Origin of the sequence: uncultured Alloprevotella sp., assembly GCF_963536905.1 — a bacterium.
Lineage (GTDB): Bacteria > Bacteroidota > Bacteroidia > Bacteroidales > Bacteroidaceae > Alloprevotella.
On the sequence record NZ_CAUTBW010000006.1, the window covers coordinates 38572 to 62967 of the forward strand.

Below are 24396 nucleotides of genomic sequence, written 5' to 3' on the forward strand. Positions count from 1 at the left end.
AATGATTAGAGTTAATAACTGTCTTTTAAATACTATGATTTTGCAAATGTAAAGGAGAATTCCGATAATCCAAAATTTTTCAGTAGGAAAAATCAGAATTTATCCAAGAATAACCAACTTTTCCTAAAAAAATGTCAGCTGCATTTGTTCTATATTATTTACTAAACTTCACTATATGCCAAGTGATACTTCTAAGTTTTTTTTGAAATATTCCAAGGTTAATGTAACTTCGCATATAAAATTATTGTCATTATGAATCAGAAATTCAGTACGTTTCAAAGAAGCTTGCCAGCTTGTATGGTTGATGCATGGAAAATCTTTACACTTAATTGGAAAGCATTCTTTAGTTTTCAATTCCCCTTCTTATTATTGTCGGGACTGAGTGCAGCCCTTTTTATATACAGTCTTCTTAGGCTTTACAATACATTATTATTACCTACTTTCACTCTTTATGAAGAAGGTATTCCCCTACCCCACATCCTAGAACAAGTTCAATATCCAGGGAAACAAAGTATTATTACCCTCACTCTCTCTTTAATATTCTATTTATTAGGTTATTTATTTTCAAAAGGAAAACTACTTACTCAAATAAAAGAATATAAGGAATCAAGAAAATTTCCGAAAAGAAAGAGTTTTCGCTACCTAAAAGAAATAGGGACATTAGGAACGTCTACTTTGGTCATTTCGTTTGTATATCTCTTGGTAGCTTGCATTATAAGTGGAGTTTTTTGTGCACTTGCTTTAAGAGTAAGTCTTTGGTTTCTAATTTTACCCCTACCTATATATTTATATATAAGTATTTCCCTTTATCGTGCAAAAGTGTTTAAAGCAATCGGAAATGTATCAACAAGCAATAGTATTATACAAGGCTTATTCAGAATCAAAGGATGGAGTAAGAGTTCCCTGCTGATTTTTATATCAGGTATTCCTATCTGTCTTGTTCTACTAATACTTAATACTCCTGTTTTAGCATTAGCTTTATCATCAGTAGCCTACGCCAAAGCAGAAATATTAAGAGAAAGTGCCAGCCAAAGTACTACTTTTACCTTTGTATTTATCGGAACAGCCACTTTTTCTTTTACGCTTTCTCGTTTTGCTATAGAATTCCAGTATTGGATGCTTGCCTTACAACTCTTGCCTAAAAACAGTCATTAGGAATAGATCTTCTATAGACGGCAGTGGAGTATAATTAGAAGAATCGTAACAAACTGCATTAGTATTACAATAAAAGGAATACTTATTCCAAGTATTCCTTTTATAATTGAAAACTATTTCCCATAATCTTTGGGAACCTTTATAAGTGCAGCAGCTATAAAGGTTAAAGGTGTTAGGCAACACACTAGGATAAAGAAGTTGAGATATCCTATCTTTTCTTGTAACCAACCACTTAACAAGCCTGGTAACATCATACTAAGCGCCATAAAACCTGTGCAAAAAGCATAGTGAGCAGTTTTAGAAGGTCCTTGAGCAAAATATATCAAATAGAGCATGTAAGCAGTAAATCCAAAACCATAACCACATTGCTCTAAAAAAACTAGTACATTTATCAAAATAAAATTATCTGGTTGATAATAAGCCAAGAATATATATACCAGATCAGGAATGGTAATACTTAGTACCATTGGCCAAAGCCATTTCTTAAAACCACCTTTTGCTACTACAATGCCGCCTATAATTCCTCCTAAGAGCAAGCCGATTACTCCAACTGTGCCTTGTAAGAAACCTATTTCACTTGTAGCCAGCCCCAAACCTCCTTTATTTATAGGATCAACATAAAAAAATGGACAGATTTTTGTAAGAAGTGCCTCAGGTAGTCGATACAACAGCATAAATAGTATGGCGATACCAATACCTGGTTTTTTGAAGAAACTAACGAAAGTTTGAAAAAATTCAGTCAACCGATTTGTATTGAATTTTACCTCTCGACTTCGATCATCAAGGGGACGCGGCAAAATAAATGCGTGCCAACAATAAAGTAAAGTAAAAATAGTAGCAGCAAGAAAGAAAGTATAACTCCATGCCTTCGAAGGACTGCGAGTATATGCTTCCAGTGCACCTGCAAAAATAGTTAAAATGCCTTGGCCGGCTATTGTCGATACTCGATAAAAAGTACTGCGCACACCTACATAAAGACTTTGGTCATGCTGATTGAGGGCAATCATATAGAAACCGTCTGCAGCTATATCATGAGTTGCGCTACTGAAAGCCATCAGCCAAAAGAAGCACAAGGTCCATTGCACAAAATGTGGAACGGGAATTGTGAAAGCAACACCAGCCATAGAACTTCCTAAAAGAAGTTGCATGATAAGAATCCACCAACGCTTCGATTTCAGCATCTCAACAATAGGACTCCAAAAAGGTTTAATAACCCAAGGAAGATATAACCATGAGGTGTAGAGAGCAGCATCCGTATTAGAAAGTCCTAAACGCTTATACATAAAACAAGCTAAGAAGGTTACCAATATATTAGGAATACCTTCGGCAAAATAGAGCGAGGGAATCCAAGCCCAAGGATTACGTTTTTTATTATTCTGGCTCATCAATAAATCTTTTTTAGTTTTGTATTACGATAATAGTGGGAAAGAATAGAAGTATATTTATAACCCTTCTCACTCATGGCAGCTGCACCTATCTGGCACATCCCGACTCCATGTCCCCACCCTGCTCCAGTCAGCGTGAAATTACCAGAATTATCTTTGTCCACAACAAACGCGCTACTATAAAGATGACTTTCAGATAGAACTCTTCTAATTTCTAATTCCTTTCCAATTATCATCGACTTATTGGTGCCTACAATTTGAAGCTTCTTGAGACGGCCACTTGCACCTCGCTCTACAGGTATCAGATCAAGAATTTCTCCAAAATTCTCTCCTGTTTTCTTGTTTACTAAAGTTGATAGCTCTTCTCTTGTATAGCAAATAATCCAACGATAGAAATCAGAAGTTTCTTGGTCGTATGAGTTTAATACTTGTTGCAAGAGTTGCCTGTCATTGGTGTTACAGAAAGCTGCTGGGGATTGTCTAATCCACTTATCAGCATTCTCCTCTATTCGTAAATCTGGAATAGTTGAATCTTCTGAATCACGAATAGCTTGAAGATAAGTTACATCTTCATCGTTCCAACAAGTATCAAATGTTTCAGAAATCCCACCACAACATTTAGAAAAGCGTGCATCACAAATCTCGTCCTCACTGGTTAGTACTAAACCATGAGTTTCATCAATAGCACGCGACACAGCCTCTGCTACTTCACGTGTTATACCTTGATATCGCTGGCAATGGTCATCGGCACAAACATCAAAGAGTGTATGATCCTCACGATCATACCAACGAATGTATTCATCATTCTTACGCTGGAAAGAAAAGAAGTTGCTATTCGTTTCTCCATTCTTTTGTCTCTTTTGCATTTGAAAGAAAAGCCAGCTACGGGATACTACTGCATGGGCCTTCAAAAGTTCCAAAGAAGAGGTTGCACTCATTTCCGAAGAGATAACACTACGAAGATAATCCTCTACGGGCAGTTCATTGATAACATATATTTTGTCCTCGTGAACCAATAGTCGTAGTTTTCCCCGAAAAGTTTGAGCTTCTTGGCGTTCCCAATGGAAGTTGACACCAATAGTAACATCTCGTAGAGTGAAACTTGCCTCCTCTTCAATAGGCGTAAAAGTCAATTCACTATAAAGATTCCCATTCCAAAAAATTCCTCCATTTTCGCAAGTGGCCACTTGCAATCCTTCTTCATTTCTCCCTTTTGCCATATAAGGAGCATTTAGGACAAAGCGGATTTTATTTCCACTACAGATTCCCACACTTACCTGCGGATCTACTGTTCGGTTTGAATTTGAATAAGAAGAAGCTCTTTCTGTACGTTGTAATTTGGTATTCTGTAAATGCTTCGCTATGCGTTCCAGTTCCTTTTCTGTAGCAGCCACTTCTCTTAATATTTCGCATGCTTTCTTTGCCGTCATTCGGTCGAAATCCTCCTTACGAGGTGTAATAATTAGTCCTCCCATATCTACCGAACCAGGAGAAACAATGAACAGGCTTTCTCCTTCTGCATAATAGCAATCTGGACGATGTTTGCGCCGCAGAAAAACGACACTTACGAGTCGCTCTTCTAGAATAGGAGTTCCCTTTTCCTTCCACGTCAAGACATTCACATCGGGCTCTTTCATCTCTGCCTCAATGGGGAGGACATCAAAAAGTTTATTTGTGAGGAAGTTTTCACCTACGTGTTCACCCACAATAACAAAACCAGGGCAAGCATATTCCCTCAATAAGTAAATTCCTGCTTGCGTAGCAGAATAGCCATTATCTTGCAGCTCAGATTCATCAAGAGGTGTAGCAGGCCAAATTTTTCGCATCTTTGAAGAGTAGAACTTCCAATCTCTCTCAATAGGTATAATTCCTTTTCCGCCTGCTTGCAAATGAGCATGATCAGGAGCAGAAGCTCCACAACGCGGACCATTATAGAAAACTACAGTATCCTCAAGTTCCCACGCTATTTGATTCATGACGTTCCTCAACGAAGAAAATGTTTGTGGCAAATGATGCCGCATGGGAATCGTTAGATGTTGAGGGAGTATTGGAAATGGATTTACCAAAACCTGAAATTTCCCTTCTATCGGAAGAGATATTTGTTCTGATGGTCGATTTTCTTTGCAAAGAAAGCATTGACGTGCTTTGATTGTTTTCTTATCTATCTTTGCACCCGTTGAAACAATACGGCAAGGATTAAATTGGACAGCAAGTGAGGAGTCACCAATAGACAGCTCTTTTGTCTCGACAGAATCAAGTTCACTAAATCTCTCTTTAATTTCTGGCCAACTCTCCAATTGCTGATGGAAAAATTCGGTAACTTCTGAAGCATCAACAGGATGGTTACGAGTTGCATTGAGAGAGCGACGAGCTCTCAGTTCCATAGTGCGCAGCGAATCTTTATAGAGATTATTTTTATTCACTTGCTCTACACTTAAAGCCGCATCACTATTTCCTTCCCAACGGCGGCATAAATAAAGTTCATCGTAAATACGACCGATACGATAGTGGCGTGAAATGGTTAAGCCTAAAGCATAATCCTCACCATAAGAAGTATTAGGGAAACCTATTCTGCGCAGAAGATCAGTTCGAAAAGCACGTGGCGCTCCAAGTCCATTGATACGCAACGCATTATTACGACCATTGTCGGGAGTCCATTCCTTATGGTCAATAAGTCCTGGAGGCAGAGTATTTAACTGAAAGTTGACCATGCGATAGGAACCTATGACCATTGCTGCTTTCTGCTTTTGGAATGCCTTTACGATGCGTTCTAACACATCTGTAGAACTATACAAATCATCAGAATCTAATTGTACAGCGTAGCGGCCGCAGTGTGCATCACGTATTGCAAAATCCCAACAACCGCCGATCCCTAGATCTTTGCGTTCGGGGATAAGATGCACCACTCTCCCATCATTGATGAAAGCAGTTATGACTTCTGACGTACCATCAGTAGAATGGTTATCTACTACAATTATATTATAATCAAAATCGGCTTCTTGAGAAAGAACGCTCTGAATTGCATCACAAATAGTTTTAACGCGGTTGCGCACAGGAATAATAACACTTGCTTCTACAGGGAACTCGCTATTCTCTTCCAAAAATGCAGGTAAGTCATCGAATTCATCAGCAGGGAGGAATGCACCAACACTGCGAAGGTGCTCTGTACAAATACGCTCATTTTCTAATTGTACTTCTCTATTTTTTGGATCAACATAGTCAAACTGCTTAACTCCACTAGCACGCGAATCTGTTTCGGTGACAGAGTAGAGATATTCTTTCAAATGAAAGATAGATCCATATCTGCTTAAATAGAGGCGGAGAGCATAAAGAGCCGAAAATCTGTAGCGCGGACAACTATTGCCATTAGAAAAGAAAGATTTTAGTAAGTCTGTACGAATCAGCCATAGTGGACCAAAATCGAAATCGTCACGCAAAGCTCCTTCTTGATAATCTATTACAGGATGAGGCTGTGTATCATCGTAGCGATCAGAATAGATCATAGCTGCCTGTGTTTCTTCTGCAGCTTGGATCATTCGCTCAACGCACCGATATCCCAACGTTACTTCTTTATCCGAAATATAAAGGAGGGAATATTTACTTTTGGCTTTTAAAGCCACAGCCTTCAAAGATTTCGTAGATCTTAACAAGTCATGGAAATCCACAGCCTTAAAGATATCAATATTCTGCATAGCCATAAAGTATCATAAATATAGCTGCAAAAATAAGTAAAAAAATCGTAATAACTCAGGCTCTTTAAGCTTTGACACTATAACTGTTCTCATGTCTGTATCAAGAGAGCCTAAATAGTGTCTGATTATTTCTGCATAGAATATTATCTCATTCAAAAAAATAGAATACTATTATATTTTTAAAAGCTATTAGTTCACTAAAAATATAATATAAGTAGTGTATTTTGTTGAATAAAAAAAAGAAAAAGGCTCGAAACCTTAGAGTTTCGAGCCTTTTTCCTTAAAGTCTGTACTTCTTAATTAGAAATTGTAGTTGAGACCGAATTGGAGAGAATTTCCGCTCAAGTTGAAGCCAAAGCCATTCTCCCAAAGTTTGCCTGCAATAGCATCGTCAGAATCACGATAACCAAGGAATCCTACGTGAGCAACGAAGCTCAGCTTCTTATTAAGATTTACAGCAAGACCTGGTTTTACACCTACTTCCCATGCGCTAACAGAGCTACCATTCTTAGGTTTTACACTATAGAAACCGAAGCCACCATCAGCAAAGAGGTTTACAGGACCAAATTTCGCAAAAGTGTAACGTGCATAAGGAGATACGTTAATAGCATTCACTTTAGAACCGCTATTGTAATTGTGTTGGAAACCGATGTTAGTACCAATAGCCCACTGCTTAGAAAGCGTATAACCTACTTCCGGCTGAAGAGTAAAATTAGTGTGGTTAGCGTCAGAATTACGCCAAAGACCTACTTCACCACCAACATAAACCTGTGCACTAGCAGCAACTGTCGCTACTGCGAGAACGAGTGTCAAAAATAACTTTTTCATACTTTAATTGCTTTAAAATTTACACAATATGTAGTTTGATTGTGCAAAGGTAAATATGTTTGATCTGTAAGAACAAATAAATTAAAGTTATTTTGCTTATATTCGGCAACTTTGCAAATTATAGTTTTCAAAATAGACTATTTTCCAGATAAATCAGTAAAATAAATTGATAAACACTAATAAAGAGAATGCTCTACTGGATTAAGATAATAGTCTCCCCCTATCCATTTTGTAAATGCTATTTCTTCTGTCAGCGGAAAATAGCGGACAAGTTTTTTATTTTCAAAAATGAGTATTTGATTATGTCGTATAGTTCCATTCGGAAGATGAAGGCGACTTACTCCTATTTGCTCCATACTTACTTATTTAAAGTGATTTTGCTTAGAATGCTCTTTATCAATATTTAGAAGACTGTCCTGAATATATTGCTCTGAGCTTTTAGTTTTATTACTCTCTGAGCTGTCCGCCTTTGATTCTCTATGCTCTTTTTGAGTCTTATCCTCTCGCTTAGGATTAACGCAGAGTAACATAGGCTGAGAAATGACAAGAAGTTTAGGACGAGCCGCCCATGTAACAACTTGGTAAACAAATCCACTAATGGAGCGAATGGGAACATCACCAACCCACATACTTAGGGTCTGCTCGCCGCTATCGTAGACGTTACGCGTCATCACTACGGTAGAATCATTAGCATAATGAATAGTGAGATTAAGAATGGCCGATTTCTCTCCTTCATGATAAACCCATTGAGTGTAAAAGCGCATTATCAGTTGACTTCCTGCTTGGACTGTAGAATTCAGTGGAGTATTAAAATCTAAATGGTTTCTACCATTGGCACTAAGTAAGTTGAATGAATTGCCACTCCACACCATTGTAGTATCAGCTCCTGCAATAAGATGTCCGACTCCAAGTTTTGAAGAGTTTGCAGAAGAGCCAAAACGATCATTCAGCTTTTGGTATATTTTATAGAGTTCATCTGCATGGCGAGAATAATACTCCATAGATTTATCGAAGTCAGCTTCCGTTATGTCATATTTTTTGAATACCGCTTCACTATAAAGCTGTGTATTATAGTCAGCACTATCAGAGAGCTGCCCCATTGCTTGCGCAATGTGATAGTCATATAGTATCTCTTCCATCTTTGATGGTGAGAGAATATCTTCAGGTGCCTTATTGTGACAACTGCTAAAAAAAAATATTGTCAAAAGACAAATACTGAAACAAACCACTTTCATTGCTGCAAAAACATTAAAAATGAACACTTTATTCTTTTTATGGCTTTGTATGAAAGAAGCGTGAATAGAAAAGAAGCAAAGCAATAGCACCACAAGAAATGCTACTATCTGCAAAATTAAATATAGCGTTGAAAAAAACTTTTCCTCCTAAAATAGGCATCCACTGTGGCCAGGTAAAGAGAGGGAAATAAAACATATCAACAACCTTACCGTCAAGAAAATGACCATAACCTTGCCCTAAAGGTACTACATGTGCAGTAGGCATATCAAGATCTGCAGGATAGCTCTCTGTAAAGAAAAGACCATATAGGCAGTTGTCGATAATATTGCCCATTGCTCCAGCTATAATCATTGCTAAGCATACTATAAGTCCAAAAGGTAGCTGCTTCTTAATAATTCGAGTTAGTATCCAAAATAAGGGGACAACGGTTATAAGTCTACAAATTGTCAACACCCATGTACCACTGAATGCCATGCCATAAGCCATGCCCTTATTTTCTGTAAAAAAAATCTGAAACCACGAAGTTATATCGATGTGGTCATGAAGATGCATATTGGTCTTTACCAGATACTTTATTATTTGATCGGCAATCAGTACAAAAAGGATGATGGCCATAGCCACCATCCATCTTTTCCGAGTTGATGCTTGTTTTAGCATAGTTGTATCCATTCCTAACCTTTACGTTGCTGCTCCATCATCTTTCCTTCAATGCTAGTTGTTGCGTGAGGAACAGCACGGAGACGTTCTTTTGGTATTAATTTCCCTGTAACACGACAAATACCATAAGTTTTATTTTCAATCCTAACCAAAGCGGCTTTTAAACCTTGGATAAACTTAAGTTGTCGAGCTCCCATATTGGTAAGTTCCTCTCTTGTATGGGCAGAACTACCTTCTTCTAGAGCCTTATAAGTTGGCATTTCATCGTTTACATCATTGGAATCTTTATTCATTAAAATATCCATAATTTCATCATACTCACGTGTAGCAAGAGCTAATTTCTCTTGAATGAGCTGGCGGAACTCTCCGAGTTCTTCATCGCTGTAGCGCGTCTTGTCTGGCATAGATGTGTTGGGTATTTACTGTTCTTCTCGGATATATATCCACTTGAACTTTAATTTATAAATTTTATAGACTAATAACCCCTCCTACCTTCCCTCATCAGGGGAAGATAGAAAGGATAAGATTTTATGCTTTATCAATGTTCATAATAACTTTGAGCATATCCAATTCTAAAAGAAATCCATCAACAGAGGGAGAGACAGTAAGAGCATCTGCAAGGACTTGCCCTGCTATGTAGTCAGCATACTTGTTGAGAACTTTTTTCAATATTGGTTCATCCTGGAAAGCGACTTTAATATGATCAGTTATTTCAAAACCACTGTCCTTGCGATAAGCTTGAATACGCTTTACTATTTCACGAGCAATACCTTCTTGACGAAGTTCCTCTGTAAGCTCTAAATCGAGAGCTACCGTCAAGGAACCATCATTGGCAACGGTCCATCCTGGAATATCCTCGCTAATGATTTCAACATCTTGAAGTTCGATAAGAGCAGATCCATTCCCAAGCGGAAGTAAAATGTTACCTTCTCTCTCAAGTGTTGCAATTTCTGCTTGCGACATATTGGCCACTGCAGCAGAAACAGCTTTCATTTGCTTGCCAAATTTCTTACCCATTACGCGGAAATTACATTTCACCGTCTTTTCCAGCATTGAACCTTCAACAAATTCAAGATCCTTGACATTTACTTCGTCCAAGATGAGTTGTTTTACAGCTTCAACAGCTTCTTTCTGTTCTTGATTTAGCGCAGGAATAGAAATTTTTTGTAGTGGTTGGCGAACAATAATGTGTTCCTTCTTGCGAAGACTAAGCACCATTGAGGTGATTTTCTGTGCCATCTCCATACGCGTTTCTAAATCCTTATCAATAAGAGATTCGTCACATACAGGGAAGTCGGTCAAATGAACACTTTGGATATTTCCTGTAGGAGTCGTTAAGTCTTTATAAAGCTCGTCAGAATAGAACGGAGCAATAGGTGCCATCAGTTGGCTAATGGTAACAAGACAAGTATAGAGTGTTTGATACGCGCTGAGTTTATCATCATCAATTTCTCCTGCCCAAAAGCGTTTACGGTTCAAACGAACATACCAATTAGAGAGGTTATCATTTGCAAAAGTCATAATGAGTCGCCCTGCCTTAGTGGGTTCATAATCATCAAGATCTTTTGAAACATTTAGGACAAGTGTATTGAGTTCACTCAGAATCCAACGGTCTATCTCAGGACGCTTGCAAACAGGAATTTGTGGTGCTAATGCATCGAAATTATCAACATTTGCATACATGGAGAAGAAACTATACGTTTGGAAAAGTTTTCCAAAGAACGTACGTGTAATTTCTTTAACACCATCTTCGTCAAACTTCAAATTATCCCATGGAGAAGAATTTGTAATCATATACCAGCGCAAGGGATCAGAGCCATAGTTTTGAATCGCAGCAAATGGATCAATAGCATTACCTAAACGCTTGGACATCTTATTTCCATTCTTGTCAAGAACAAGTCCGTTAGAAATGACATTTTTGAAAGCAACACTGTCGAATACCATCGTAGCTATGGCATGAAGCGTGAAGAACCAGCCACGTGTTTGATCTACACCTTCTGCAATAAAATCAGCAGGGAAAGCTGTTTGACTGTCTATTGCCTCTTTATTTTCAAAGGGATAATGAGCCTGAGCAAATGGCATTGCACCAGAATCAAACCAAACATCTATCAAGTCTTTCTCACGATAGAGAGCTTTTCCTGTTTCAGAAACAAGTACTATATTATCTACATACGGGCGATGTAAATCAATAAGATGATAGTTGTTCTCGCTATAATCGCCGGGAACAAAGCCTTTATCTTTAAGAGGATTAGACTTCATAACTCCTGTTCGGACACTCTTTTCTATTTCATCATAAAGCTCTTGAATTGAACCTATACATATTTCTTCATCGTCATCATTTCTCCAAATAGGAAGAGGAGTACCCCAATAGCGAGAGCGACTAAGGTTCCAGTCATTCAAATTCTCCAGCCACTTACCAAAACGGCCTGTACCAGTAGATGTAGGCTTCCAAAGAATTGTTTCGTTTAGTTCAGACATACGGTCCTTATAGGCCGTTGAGCGAATAAACCAGCTATCTAATGGATAATACAAGATAGGCTTATCTGTACGCCAACAATGCGGGTAATTATGTACATGCTTCTGAATGCTGAAAGCTAAGCCTTCCATCTTCATTTCCATGCAGATCACAATATTCAAATCTTCTGCTTTTTCAGAAGCCTTTGAATCCCATACACCACCGACATTAAATTTCGGATCATAAGCATTCTTTACATAATCACCTGCATGGCGACTATATAAACCTTTATTAACACATGCACTAATAAAGTTATTATCAAGCTCCTCCAATACATAATACTTACCTTCTAAGTCTACCATTGGGCGAGTTTCACCTTTCTTATTTATAAGGAAGAGAGGAGGAACACCTGCTACATTGGCAACTTGAGCATCGTCAGCACCAAAAGTACTAGCAATATGCACAATACCTGTACCATCCTCAGTTGTAACATAATCACCCAAGATGACGCGGAAAGCACAATCTGCCATTTCTACAAATTCATCTTTCCCATTTTCTGCAGTAAATTTCTTATCAGGATGCGTAGCTGCGTAATCAAGAACATATTGAGGAGCATGCTTGTCCACTTTCTGACAAGGACGAACCCAAGGCATTAATTGGAGATAATGCATACCCTCAAGTTCTATTCCTTTCCATGAGCCTAGAATACGATATGGAAGCACCTTATCACCTTTTTCATAGATGTTAATATCTGCTTCTGCACCTTCAGGCTTAAAGTAAGATGCAACAAGATCACGAGCCATAACAAGACTCACTCTCTCTGCAGTGTAAGGATTATAAGTCTGAACACAAACATACTCGATTTGTGGGCCAACACAAAGAGCTATGTTAGAAGGCAAAGTCCAAGGAGTTGTTGTCCAAGCAATAAAAAAGGGTTTCCCCCACTCCGTCATTTCGGGTTTGGGATCAACAATACTAAATTGGGCTGTTACTGTTGTATCTTTTACATCGCGGTAACAACCTGGAAGATTCAACTCATGACTTGAAAGACCTGTTCCTGCAGCGGGGCTGTAAGGTTGAATCGTATAGCCTTTATAAAGAATATCTTTTTTATAGAGCTCTTTGAGCAGCCACCACAACGTCTCTATATATGAATTCTCGAACGTAACGTAGGGGTGTTTCATATCTGCCCAATATCCCATTTGACGCGTAAGTTCTTCCCACTCGGAAGTAAACTTCATAACGTTCTTACGACATTGAGCATTATAATCTTCAATTGATATTTTCTTACCAATATCAACCTTGGTGATGCCTAATTCTTTTTCTACGCCAAGTTCTACAGGAAGTCCGTGAGTGTCCCAGCCAGCTTTACGCTCCACTTGGAAGCCTTTCATTGTCTTATAGCGACAGAACATATCCTTAATGGTGCGCGCCATAACGTGATGAATACCGGGGTGACCATTTGCCGAAGGAGGACCATCATAGAAGACGAAGGATGGATTCCCTTCTCGTAATTCGATACTTTTATGGAATAAGTCCGAATTATCCCAATCTTTCAAAACCTCTTGATTAACCTTATAGAGATCTAGTCCTTTATGTTCTCTAAATTTCATATAGACAAAACATTTTTTTTGATTTGCGAAATTAGTACAATCACAGCAAAGTACAAAGTTTTTTTCTTGGAAATCCCCAACTTATCCGTGCGTAATATTTTGATAGTAAGAGAAAGCCTATAAACTTCTATTTTTACTGTTAATAGCCTTTAAATTTAAAATCTCGATCCTTATTTTTCTCAAACCAAGGATGTATGAGAATCAAATAGATAGCAAAAAGTATAGCCAATAGAACAAACGAAATATAAATTATGCTATTATTATTTATGGTAATTCCTGCAATAACACCTACGGCAAAACCTAGATGCCAACCTAAGAAATGCGTATTCTGAGAAGTACCACGTTGACAATGTCCTGAAAGTTTTAAGAAATACATCAAAAGACGAGCCGAAAGCAAACCTGTGCCAATACCAAAAAGCAAAAAAGAAGCAGAATGTACTATAGCAAGTGGGTGCAAGAAGAGTAATAATGCACCTAAAATGAAAATAACTCCACTCACAAATTCTGCACGCGTATCAGCATCTGCAAACACCACTTTCTGAAGCAATAATGAAATTAGAAACCCTCCTCCAAGATATAAGGCGTTAGCAGCTACCATCTCAGGATTCCAGGAAAGACCGCAACCGATATACACTCCTTCTATTGTCGCAGCAAGAACTGTAAGTAAGAAAAGTGGCCAAGCAGAAAAGCGTAAGAAGCGATCGCTTGAGAAAACTCTAACATGAATGGGAGCTTTCAATGGAACCCGAATAAGAATCACGGCTAAAAAAGCAATCATAATAGGTGAAGCTGAGACAGCAAAACTAAAAATAGGTATCGTACTAAAGTGCTTTGAAAATATAGGCAAATAGAATCCTAAGAGCCACCCCAAAGGTAACCCTAAGTGCCCAAATTTATTGAGAAGATTGTCCCCACGCGTTCTGTTTCTTGATACTTGCAAATCATTGATAAGCGTATTACACAATGCATTTTGAGCAGTAGCAAAACAGAACCCTTGAACTCCTAAAACAAGTATCACCCATGAGGAGTCTACTGCATAGAGACACAGAATAGAGGGAAGCAACAATAAAAAGATACTTTTTAGGCAAACGGCTTTACGAGGAAATGCTTCGACAAACCATGAGTTTAAAGGTCCTATAAGAAAAAGTCCAATCGTAAAGGTAGAGATACTAAAAATGGTAGTTTTCACTCCCCACTGCATATATATAATAGGGATTAACGAATATACGTATGCATTGAGCATTAAATTGGCTAAGCACATTAGCACTACCGCCAACGATGCACCTTCTCGTTTTTGATAGACTTTCTCTAACTCGTTAGTAACGTTCTTGCTCATTGGGGAAATCTCCTGATTTTACATCCGTCACATATTGCCCGATAGCATCTGTCATCACTTGTGCTATATTTGCATACACGCGAAGAAACTTTGGGCGAAAACCTTCATTTTTTCCAAGCATATCGTCAACAACGAGAACTTGTCCGTCCGCAGAGCCTGCACCAATACCAATTATAGGCACAGAAACTGCCTCTGCGACCTTTTGCGTAAGATCTGCTGGTATTTTCTCCACAACAATGGCAAAGCATCCAGCTTCAGCCAAAACCTTGGCATCCAAAATCAGTTTTGTAGCTTCAGCTTCTTCTTTAGCACGCACACCATAGCCGCCAAATTTATGAATGCTTTGAGGGGTGAGTCCCAAATGCCCACAAACAGGAATACCTGCTGTAACCATCTTCCTAATTGAATCCGAAATTTCTGCTCCACCCTCAAGCTTCAGAGCATCCACTCCTGTTTCTTTCATGATTCTAACCGCATTACGCAAGGCATCTTCAGTGGTTATTTGGTATGAACCGAAAGGCATATCACAAACAACAAGAGCGCGCTTCACTCCGCGAACTACAGAGCGAGCATGATAAATCATTTCATCAAGGGTAATGGGAATTGTAGTCTCGTTGCCTGCCATCACATTTGAAGCGCTGTCGCCTACAAGTATCATATCAACTCCTGCTTGGTCAACAATTCTAGCTGTTGTAAAATCGTAAGAAGTCAGCATGGCTATTTGCTTTCCTTCTGCCTTCATAGCTCGAATTTTCCGAGTCGTTACTTTTTTTTGGTCTTCAACCAAATATCCTGGCATATACTATCTAGTTAGTTTTATTTCTGCGCAAAATTACTCATTTATGATAAGAAAGCAAAATGAGCATTAATAGAGTCTGGAGTTCGCCCTATAAAGCTAGGAAGAATTAGATTGCAGAAAGACATAATTTTTTGTTCTGTATTTGTTGTAGTAAGCCCCACCACTTTAGCCCCACTTTCTTTCGCAGCAGTAAGTCCATTGATAGAGTCTTCAAAAACAATGCAATTTTGTGGCTCTACACCAAATCTTCTAGCAGCATTTATAAAACAATCGGGAGCTGGTTTTGAGCGTTGTATATCTTCAGCTGTAAATATATAGTCGAAGTAATCTCTTATTTCTGGAAGAGTGCCATAAACATGAGCCATCTTATTGTGGTTACTACTTGTAACCAAGGCTGTACGCACTCTTTTATCTCGTAGAGATTTAAGAAACTCCTCCACACCTGGAATATATGCATACTCCATCGACTCTTCGAATACATCAAGAAGTAGTTTTAATTCTTTTTGCTGTGATGCATCAGGAAAATAGCGATCAAAGATATCTACGAGAGACATTCCCTTAATATCTTCAGCAAAACTTTGCATTTGAGGATAATATAGTGTTCCAATATGTGCCCAGAACTTACTATATTGGGATTCTGTATCCAGAATCACTCCATCACAATCGAAAAGATATATAAATTGTTGCATATTAATATCAATAAAATACTATAAAAAGCGCGAGACATCGATTAATAAAGACAATGTTCTCGCACTTCATTCTTTTTACTTCTTCTACAACTGCAAATATACTACATTCTATAGACCTAACAACTCTCTTCTACACCTTAAATAAAAGGCAAACATATTCTTTGCTTCTTTTATCCAGCTACAATTTATCTCATTGTTTTGAAAGAAAATCATCATATAAAGAAAATTTTGCAACGCAATTCTAAGTATGTGTTTACATCATAAGGAAACAGCAAAATCTAATAAATAGATCTCTCCAGAATATAGGTTTACTGCTATTTATTATAACTCTGTAGTAACGATAACTTATTTACGCAGCTTGATGATTTCTTCCCCCTGTAAACCTATCAAACGCACGAGATAGAGGCCAGCAGGAAGCCCTGAAAGAGATAGATTCTGGTGAGAAGTTTGTAAAAGAAGCTGGCCATCTATGCTATATACAAAAATGTAACGTGTAGCTTGTGTACTAAGCATTTCTGTTACAGCATCGTAAGCGTAAAGAGCTGAAGCCGTAGTAGGTATCTCGGACAAACTCGTTGTATTTAGCAACTCTCGCATACCTGCCAACGCATTGATTTGCCCCATACCATATTGATTATTGGGCAACTGTCCCATACTGCTGTTATAGTAGGAAGTCTTAGCCAACAACGTACGCACCTCTGCGGCTGTCAGAGTTGGCTTCGCCTGTAACCATAAGGCCATAACTCCCGCAACTGTAGGAGCTGCCATAGAAGTTCCATTTTCTACATACCAATAGAACGTTTTTCCACCTACAGTCTTACGATACACAACATCAGCACCTTTAACCGTGCGGGCTGCAGCAAAACTATTATAGGAAGAAACAACGGAAGCTCCTGGAGCTACCACATCAGGCTTTATGCGGCCATCGCTACAAGGACCTAAAGCAGAAAGAGGATAGCGTCCGCTGATTGTCCAGGGCTTAATGGTCTCTACGCCAGAAATACTGACATAACGATTCTTCGAAACAGTTGCACCTACAGCTATAGGCTCATTGCCAGTGGCAGTCATTGCTACGGTACTACTATTCGTTCCATCAACATAGCCTTCATACCCTTCAGCTGAGAAATAGCCATTGTTACTATAAGCAAAAACCCGCTGATTGGTACTTTCTATCTCCACGCTCCATTCCTCAGATGATTGCTGCGAGTAACCCACATGGAAGGATATAGCATAAGCTCCTGTTACATCGTTTTTAATACAAGAGGCTACAAGTGAAGCGCGTGTTTTATCAGCACTTCCGAATGAGTCATAGCGTTCAGACCATATTTTCCCAGTTGAGAATGTATGATCAAAAAATACTTCACTACTATTTTTATCTTTCAACAATAAACGGACGCTACAAGAGTCGCCAGGACGTGTCTCTACAAAAAGTTGATCGGCCCCAGCTGCGGGAACTTTCCAAACACTCTTTACAGAACGGCCTATCAATGTTGAGTTACGATTCCCCTCATTGCCAACAGCTACAGACATAAGACAACCTTGCTGACCAGTTAAGAGGCTATCCACCATGCGTGCCATAAGTCCTGATCCATCCTTAAAACCCATCATAGTACCAAGACTCACATTGATAGCAATAGGACGATTAGTCTGCTTTGCATACTTCAATAGATAGTCCACACCATCAACAATTCCCTGCTCCGTTCTATTCGTAGAAACTAATACGAGGTCAGCTTCAGGAGCCATACCACCATAGAGAGTAATACCACTTCCTGCAGCAATACCTGCTACATGCGTACCATGAGTAGCAGATGTATTGTCATGAGCGGCCGCTTTTATCGCAGCTGGGGAGTTGTAGACACTTCCATAGCCGTATGCTCCCGATGGGGCAACAACAGCATTTTGATCCCAAACATTGAGGATACGGCAATGGCCTGTGGCATCAGCAAAATTGGGATGAGTAAAATCAAAGCCCATATCTATTACACCAATGAGTACGCCTTTTCCCGTATAAGATGTAGATAGGCCTGATCCAGACTGCAAGGCATCAGCATGAATTTGCTTGCGCACCTCGTCTGTCATCAATTTCATTTGCTCGCCAACATACAAAGCTTTAACACGCACATCTGCTGCTACAGCTGACAAGGCAGAACGTGGAATGACTGCCGTATAAGTATCACCACATCTCACATTGAAACGAATACTATATTGTTGCTCTAGTTGCGCCTTTGCTGCATCATCAGTTAAGGTGATATAGGCATGAACGATATTCGCTGATTGTTCTAATCGAGAAGAAGAGAGGAGCTGTGCAGCCCGCGCGTCTAACTTAGAAGAAAGAACTATATGATGTTGCGCACGCATCGGCAGAGAGAGAGAGAGGCAACATGCCGTTAAAAGAAAAATCTTTCGCATAACGAAAAGAATAAAGAGGATAAATTAAGAACCAACAAAACTGCCAACTCTTTCCACACTTCCGGCGGAAAGAGCCGGCAGCCCTTTATACTATCTACGATGTGAGAGGTTATTTCACAAGAACTTTCATTGTAGGTTGCTGGGGAGCAGAAATCAAGTAGATTCCACCTTCGGGCAATGTTACGTTATTACCCTTCACCACGACATGACCACTCAAATCATAAATAGTGAGCAACTGAGAACTAGAAATATTACGGCCATTCAACTCAATATTAGCCTGAATCTGTGCTGCAGCAATACCTGTTACTTCGCTTTGCTCCCATGCAAATGCGGGGAAACCACCATTCTTATTCTTACTGTCAGCTACAAATACAGTTGCATCCAAATTCTTATTGAGTTTTTCAATCATGTCATTGGACTTAAACTCAGCTTCTGTAACTGCTGTAGCAAGAGGTTCCTCAACACCAGAAAGCGCTGCAACATAGTAATTATCAGCCGTGGTTGTCTTTCCTGCATCATTATCGCCAATAATGGCATGTGGCGTACTCAAGAAGTTTTTAACCGCCGTTACTTTGCCCGTGTTATAGCAATTTTTTACTACTGAGTTATCGTAAGTAACACCTACTATACCACCACAATATACATAACCACTCGTCACCGCACCAGCATTATAACAAGCCAAGATTGTAGTACCTTTTTCAATCTGACCAACTATACCGCCAGCGACCATACCAGCAACAGTAACCACTCCCTTGTTGGCACAATAGCGAATGATGCTACCATCTGTAGTAGCTCCAACTAATCCGCCACCTATAGTACCAGCTTTTACAGTGCCAAGATTAACGCAGTTTTCTAATAAACCGCCTTCCATCTTCCCGATAATACTGCCTACTACTTCTCCGTCTACATTTATCATTGAATTTGCACCAATCGTTACATTCTTAATAACTGTTCCCTCAGTAGAGCACGCGAAGAGAGCTACACCGCCCAAAGAAAGAGCTTGGCCTGCAATAGAACCAGTAGCAGCAGGAGCTTTAGTAATTAGGAGATGGTCGATAGTCTTATGATTACCATCAAAAGTACCCTTAAAGTAGAAAGAACTATCTACAGTCACTTGAGTTTGCGAGTCTGTACTTTTATTATATTTGCCAATAACAGGAAACTCTTTATCGCCCATATTGAGATCGTTAACTAAGCGGAAATACTTACCCGCATATGCCTCACCACGACCTATACTTGCAGAAAAATAAGCTAAATGTGCAGGAGTCTCAATCAAATAAGGATTGCTCTGCGAACCTTCACCTCGTGTCCATACCTGACTGGTCACACCGTCCCAAACTTGTGCTGTTGCCTGTAGAGCTAAGGCAAACATCAAAGATAAAAAGTAGAATTTTTTCATAAAGTTATGTTTATAAAATGAATTAAATAATTACTTAACAATACCAACACATCCTCACTCAAAAGTCTAACGACTTTTTGAAAAGAGGATATTTTGCAAATATATCATAACTTAAAGATACCACAAAGAAAAAGAGAGGGAAACAAAACTGTCCCATTACCTTTTTATAAAAAATTAGAAAAACTGTTTTACAACTAATAAACAATCCTCCTCTCTTAACTATAGCGTATGATTAAATCCTTCCAGTTTCGTGTAGGTTCTAAACAATTAGAAGAAAGAAAATCAGAAGCATGAACAAGTGTTACGAGTGGGGAAAGCTCGAGGGCTTTATAGAAACTAAAACGGTTAGAAGAACCCTGTTCTCCTAAATCGAAAGCCCCCATGTGCCAACGTATTGCGAGCATCTCTTCTTTTGTTAGTTTCATATAGCTATGAAGAAGCAAGCAGGATTTCTCGCCATGGCCTAAAGGAAAGTTGTCATTAATTTCATAGCCAAGATATGTTACCCAACGATTATTTTCATCTTTCTTGAAACGCTCAGTCTGATGATAGAGTCCCACCTTACAAAGATCGTGGAGAAGTGTTGCAATTGCAATACTCTCCATCGTTATTTCTTTTATAAAGCAAGCACGCTTTTCTTTGAGAGCTGGAGCAAGAATTGCATCATAGATACCACACGCCGTTTGGAAAACATTGATGGAGTGTTTACAAAGTCCACCAGGTTCGTTCAAATGATAATTAGTGGAAGTCGGAGCTACATAGAAATCAGTTGTATTAAGATATTCAAGAAGATTCAAAATACCCTCACGCTTTATAAATTCTTTACACAACTGTTGGAAGATCTCCTTGTTCTTTTGCATTTCTTCATTGGTCATAGCATTATTGTTTTAAGTTTTATTCATGACAAGATGTAAACAAAAAGAGAATCACTAGGATTCTCTTTCTTGTAGCGCCTACGGGAATCGAACCCGTATACCATGCGTGAGAGGCATGTATCCTAACCGTTAGATGAAAGCGCCAAATATTAGCGGAAGCTGGGGGATTCGAACCCCCGGTACGGTAACCCGTACGGCAGTTTAGCAAACTGCTGGTTTCAGCCACTCACCCAAACTTCCTTGGATTCCGCTAAGCGAATTAACCAGCGTTCTTGTCAAACGCGGTGCAAAGGTAGAACTTAATTTTTATCTACCAAAGATTTTGTAGAAAAAAATATAAAAATCTACTATCTTCCCTCTAAAATCTGCTCTCGAGTATCTAATATAGGAAGTTGTGAGGTCTTCTCCTGCTGCGAAACAGAATCTGTATCTTCAAGAAATTCAAAAGCTCGAAGCTTCTTTATCCCATGCACTCCGTAGTATTTTTCTAAATATCCGCTAACCATTATTTTGCGTTCTAGGTTCTCTGGGTGGATATAAAGATCCAGCTGTTTGCGAGATTCGGTATTGGGACTACCTATATTTATGGGAAGCAGATAATCTGTGCTATTCCTTGTATCTGCGAGTAAAATACACGCGACAGATTCAGAAGGTAAGTCTAAAACAAAACCTTTATGTCCTCTGCTGGCATAACCTACGATGTACCCCACTATTGTATAATAGGTGGAATCATTAGCCGTCGTTAGTGCCTCCGTAACAGATATAGTGTCTGAATGCTGAGAGGGATGTGGAGGGTCTACTTTTCCTGGTTCGTTTTTATCTCCTTTCTTCGGAGGATCGGGTAGGTCTATTTTACCACAACTATAGAAGAAGAGGCTAAAAATAAGGAGTGATAAGATTTTGTGTACCATAGGATAACGGTGTATGTTGCAAAACTAAACTTTTTTCTAGAGAAAAAGATAAAATAAAGATGCTTTTTTAGAATTTTAGAAAATGACAAAAATATTCCTTCTATTCTTTGGGAAATACTGCTTTACGAGAATCAAAGAATAAACGTATTACTATGAAAAAACATAGTAATACGTTTATATAGCACTCGCGATTTACTATAAGTAAAACACAAAATTCACAAAATATGAAAGAACGAAGTTTGTTTAGAAGTGCTAAGTAAGAAGAAACACTCCCCTACTCTTCGTAACATGGTTGTTCTAGCACGACTCAAAGAAACGTTGCAAACCTTTGCGTGCATCAGAGAGTTTATCCTCCCAAGCTTTTAGAGAATTCTTTCCAACAATATCCGTTATATACTTGACAGAAACAAAAGGAATATTCATTTTTTTGCAGACCAAAGCCTCAGCAAAGGCTTCCATATCGATGACATCCCCGTGCAGAACTTCGCTATCTGTGACAAAGTCATCGCCTGTATTGACTACTCCATACGGATTGAAGAGAAGATGCTCTGTATGCAACTCTGATGTAATTCCAGGAAGGTTGAGGAGTGAAAGGTCTCTATCTATAAAGTGGTCACAAACAAAGACATCACCTACAGAGTGTTTCTGTGTGCCTGCTGTGCCAATATTAAGAACCATATCAGGCTTTTCAAGTAGAACTGCACGCGTTAGAGAAAATGCTGCGTTAGCTTTACCAATACCTGTCACGATAGGAACGATAAAGGCATCTTTTAGAGGGACATCTATAACCTCTTCCTCTATAGCAAAAGTTACAACTATTTTCATCAGTTTTCCATCAACTTGCGATATCGAATAGGCTTAGAAGCTTCTTGTCCCAGACGTTTTGCCTTGTTTATCTCGTAGTCGGAGAATCCGCCCTCAAAGAAGAATACTTCACCATTACCCTCAAAAGCTAGGATATGCGTACATATACGATCCAAGAACCAACGGTCGTGGCTAATAACTACGGCGCAACCTGCAAAGGCCTCTAAGCCTTCTTCGAGTGCTCGCAGTGTGTTCACGTCTATATCATTGGTAGGTTCATCAAGGAGTAGCACATTACCTTCTTGCTTCAATGCCAAAGCTAAATGCAAGCGATTACGCTCACCTCCAGAAAGTACGCCACATTTCTTCTGCTGGTCTACACCACTAAAATTAAAGCGACTGATATAAGCACGACTATTGATTTCGCGCCCTCCAAGACGCATAAGCTCATTGCCCTGGCTGATGACTTCGTATACAGACTTTTCAGGGTCAATATCTTTGTGCTGCTGATCTACATAAGCCAGCTTCACCGTTTCGCCCACACTAAAATCTCCTGCATCGGCCTTCTCTAGGCCCATAATCATTCGGAACAAAGTTGTCTTACCTGCACCATTTGGACCTATAACACCAATGATGCCGTTAGGCGGAAGCATGAAGTTTAAATCATTGAGCAATGTTTTCTCACCAAAGGACTTCTGCACATGGATGGCTTCAATAACTTTGTTACCAAGACGTGGTCCATTAGGAATCATGATTTCAAGCTTCTGCTCTTTTTCCTTTTGATCTTCATTGAGCAGTTTGTCGTAGCTATTCAAGCGAGCCTTACCTTTTGCATGACGCGCTTTAGGCGCCATACGTACCCATTCCAATTCTCGCTCAAGTGTTTTGCGGCGTTTACTAGCAACTTTTTCTTCTTGCTGCATACGCTGAGATTTTTGTTCGAGCCAACTGGAATAATTACCCTGCCAAGGAATACCTTCGCCTCTGTCCAACTCAAGAATCCAGCCTGCCACATCGTCCAAGAAATAACGGTCGTGGGTAACTGCAATGACTGTACCTTTGTATTGGTTCAAATGCTGCTCAAGCCAGTCGATGCTTTCTGCGTCCAAATGGTTGGTAGGCTCATCAAGGAGAAGAATGTCTGGTTCTTGCAGAAGCAGACGGCAAAGAGCCACACGGCGACGTTCACCACCACTAAGACTCTCTGCTTTCTGGTCAACAGGCGGACAACGCAAGGCATCCATAGCGCGCTCCAAGCGACTATCTAGATTCCACACGTCGTGTGAATCAAGATAGTCCTGCAATTTAGCCTGCTGGGCAAAGAGTTCGTTCATCTTGTCCTCATGCTCATAATATTCAGGTAAACCAAATTTATCATTGATAGCCTCGTACTCCTTCATGGCGTCAACTTGTTCTTGAACGCCTTCTTGCACAAGTTCTTTTACCGTTTTAGAGTCGTCTAACTGCGGTTCCTGTGGTAAATAACCTACGGTATATCCAGGGGCAAAGACAACATCTCCTAGATAGTCCGTATCAAGTCCAGCAATGATTTTAAGAAGAGTAGACTTACCTGCACCATTCAAACCAATGATACCAATCTTAGCTCCATAGAAGAAACTGAGATAAATATTTTTAAGTACTTGCTTGTTGTTTTGTCGGATTATTTTGGATAATCCAACCATAGAAAAAATAACTTTCTTGTCGTCTGTTGTTGGCATAGCGAATTCGAGTTTTAATTAGTGGTTGCAAAGATACTAATATAGTAGCAAACTTGAAAGAGAGAGCAAACAACGTTAGTTGGATGTAGAAATAAAAGAAACATCAGCCTGTGTTTATGTATCTTCTACATCTATCAATAATTTTATTCTTTTTTCTTGACAGTGTAAATACTCACTCTGGATGAAAGTCTTACAAAAAGTTAAAGAAGGAGTTCTTATTTTGCCAGAAAAAGGTGCTTTTTCTACAGATTGTAACTCAACTTTGCGGTAAAATCTATAGGATGAAGGCGTTTTTTTCTTTATTCCGTTCGAAAATACGATAAAGATGTCAGCAAATAGCCTTATCGTATTTGAAAATTCCCTTATTGTATTTTTAATTTGTCAAGGAGAAAATAAAATTTGTAGTATAGAAAATAAAATTTCTCCTTGAGAAAT

General features: G+C 39.1%; 17 protein-coding genes and 2 tRNA genes. 1 reads left to right on the top strand and 18 read right to left on the bottom strand.

Features of this window, described 5'->3' with window-relative positions; genetic code table 11:
- The first annotated feature begins 252 nt into the window (after window positions 1-252).
- The gene (locus ABLA33_RS01930; protein WP_347719030.1) at window positions 253-1155 is read left to right on the top strand and encodes a hypothetical protein; all 903 of its coding nucleotides are present in this window, start codon (window positions 253-255) and stop codon (window positions 1153-1155) included.
- Between the two features lie 113 nt (window positions 1156-1268).
- On the opposite strand, the gene ABLA33_RS01935 is transcribed toward ABLA33_RS01930, so the two are convergent.
- From ABLA33_RS01935 to ettA, 18 genes are all read right to left on the bottom strand, one after another.
- On the bottom strand, window positions 1269-2540 hold the full coding sequence (locus ABLA33_RS01935) for an MFS transporter (protein WP_347719031.1): 1272 nt from the start codon (window positions 2538-2540) through the stop codon (window positions 1269-1271).
- Complete coding sequence (locus ABLA33_RS01940) at window positions 2540-6232, bottom strand: DUF4922 domain-containing protein (protein WP_347719032.1); 3693 nt, start codon at window positions 6230-6232, stop codon at window positions 2540-2542. The genes ABLA33_RS01935 and ABLA33_RS01940 overlap by 1 nt, the downstream gene beginning before the upstream one ends.
- A gap of 300 nt (window positions 6233-6532) precedes the next feature.
- Window positions 6533-7060 carry an outer membrane beta-barrel protein gene (locus ABLA33_RS01945; RefSeq protein ID WP_311489931.1) on the bottom strand — a complete coding sequence of 176 codons (528 nt, stop codon included), beginning with the start codon at window positions 7058-7060 and terminating at the stop codon, window positions 6533-6535.
- Between the two features lie 362 nt (window positions 7061-7422).
- A complete protein-coding gene (locus ABLA33_RS01950; RefSeq protein WP_347719043.1) occupies window positions 7423-8295 on the bottom strand; it encodes a DUF4296 domain-containing protein in 873 nt (290 codons plus the stop codon).
- Between the two features lie 37 nt (window positions 8296-8332).
- On the bottom strand, window positions 8333-8965 hold the full coding sequence (locus tag ABLA33_RS01955) for a lipoprotein signal peptidase (RefSeq protein ID WP_347719033.1): 633 nt from the start codon (window positions 8963-8965) through the stop codon (window positions 8333-8335).
- A 2-nt stretch (window positions 8966-8967) separates the two neighbouring features.
- The gene (locus tag ABLA33_RS01960) at window positions 8968-9357 is read right to left on the bottom strand and encodes a TraR/DksA C4-type zinc finger protein (RefSeq protein ID WP_311489928.1); all 390 of its coding nucleotides are present in this window, start codon (window positions 9355-9357) and stop codon (window positions 8968-8970) included.
- 124 nt (window positions 9358-9481) lie between these two features.
- Window positions 9482-13021, bottom strand: coding sequence for an isoleucine--tRNA ligase (ileS, locus tag ABLA33_RS01965; protein ID WP_347719034.1), 3540 nt, complete (start codon window positions 13019-13021; stop codon window positions 9482-9484).
- Between the two features lie 139 nt (window positions 13022-13160).
- Complete coding sequence (locus ABLA33_RS01970; protein ID WP_347719035.1) at window positions 13161-14357, bottom strand: hypothetical protein; 1197 nt, start codon at window positions 14355-14357, stop codon at window positions 13161-13163.
- Window positions 14338-15156: a 3-methyl-2-oxobutanoate hydroxymethyltransferase gene (panB, locus tag ABLA33_RS01975; protein WP_311489925.1), complete on the bottom strand. Its 819-nt coding sequence runs from the start codon at window positions 15154-15156 to the stop codon at window positions 14338-14340. Before panB ends, ABLA33_RS01970 begins: the two co-directional genes overlap by 20 nt.
- Before the next feature lie 41 nt (window positions 15157-15197).
- Window positions 15198-15845 carry an HAD family phosphatase gene (locus tag ABLA33_RS01980; RefSeq protein ID WP_347719036.1) on the bottom strand — a complete coding sequence of 216 codons (648 nt, stop codon included), beginning with the start codon at window positions 15843-15845 and terminating at the stop codon, window positions 15198-15200.
- 345 nt (window positions 15846-16190) lie between these two features.
- The gene (locus ABLA33_RS01985) at window positions 16191-18254 is read right to left on the bottom strand and encodes a S8 family peptidase (RefSeq protein WP_347719037.1); all 2064 of its coding nucleotides are present in this window, start codon (window positions 18252-18254) and stop codon (window positions 16191-16193) included.
- A 109-nt stretch (window positions 18255-18363) separates the two neighbouring features.
- On the bottom strand, window positions 18364-19653 hold the full coding sequence (locus ABLA33_RS01990) for a GLUG motif-containing protein (RefSeq protein WP_347719038.1): 1290 nt from the start codon (window positions 19651-19653) through the stop codon (window positions 18364-18366).
- 215 nt (window positions 19654-19868) lie between these two features.
- Window positions 19869-20528: an HD domain-containing protein gene (locus ABLA33_RS01995; protein WP_347719039.1), complete on the bottom strand. Its 660-nt coding sequence runs from the start codon at window positions 20526-20528 to the stop codon at window positions 19869-19871.
- Between the two features lie 72 nt (window positions 20529-20600).
- Window positions 20601-20672 (bottom strand) — tRNA-Glu (locus tag ABLA33_RS02000).
- 9 nt (window positions 20673-20681) lie between these two features.
- A tRNA-Ser gene (locus tag ABLA33_RS02005) sits at window positions 20682-20768 on the bottom strand.
- A gap of 107 nt (window positions 20769-20875) precedes the next feature.
- A complete protein-coding gene (locus tag ABLA33_RS02010; protein WP_347719040.1) occupies window positions 20876-21439 on the bottom strand; it encodes a DUF6359 domain-containing protein in 564 nt (187 codons plus the stop codon).
- Window positions 21440-21736: 297 nt separating this feature from the next.
- A complete protein-coding gene (locus tag ABLA33_RS02015; protein WP_347719044.1) occupies window positions 21737-22267 on the bottom strand; it encodes a nucleosidase in 531 nt (176 codons plus the stop codon).
- The gene (ettA, locus tag ABLA33_RS02020) at window positions 22264-23961 is read right to left on the bottom strand and encodes an energy-dependent translational throttle protein EttA (RefSeq protein WP_347719041.1); all 1698 of its coding nucleotides are present in this window, start codon (window positions 23959-23961) and stop codon (window positions 22264-22266) included. The genes ABLA33_RS02015 and ettA overlap by 4 nt, the downstream gene beginning before the upstream one ends.
- Window positions 23962-24396: the final 435 nt, after the last annotated feature.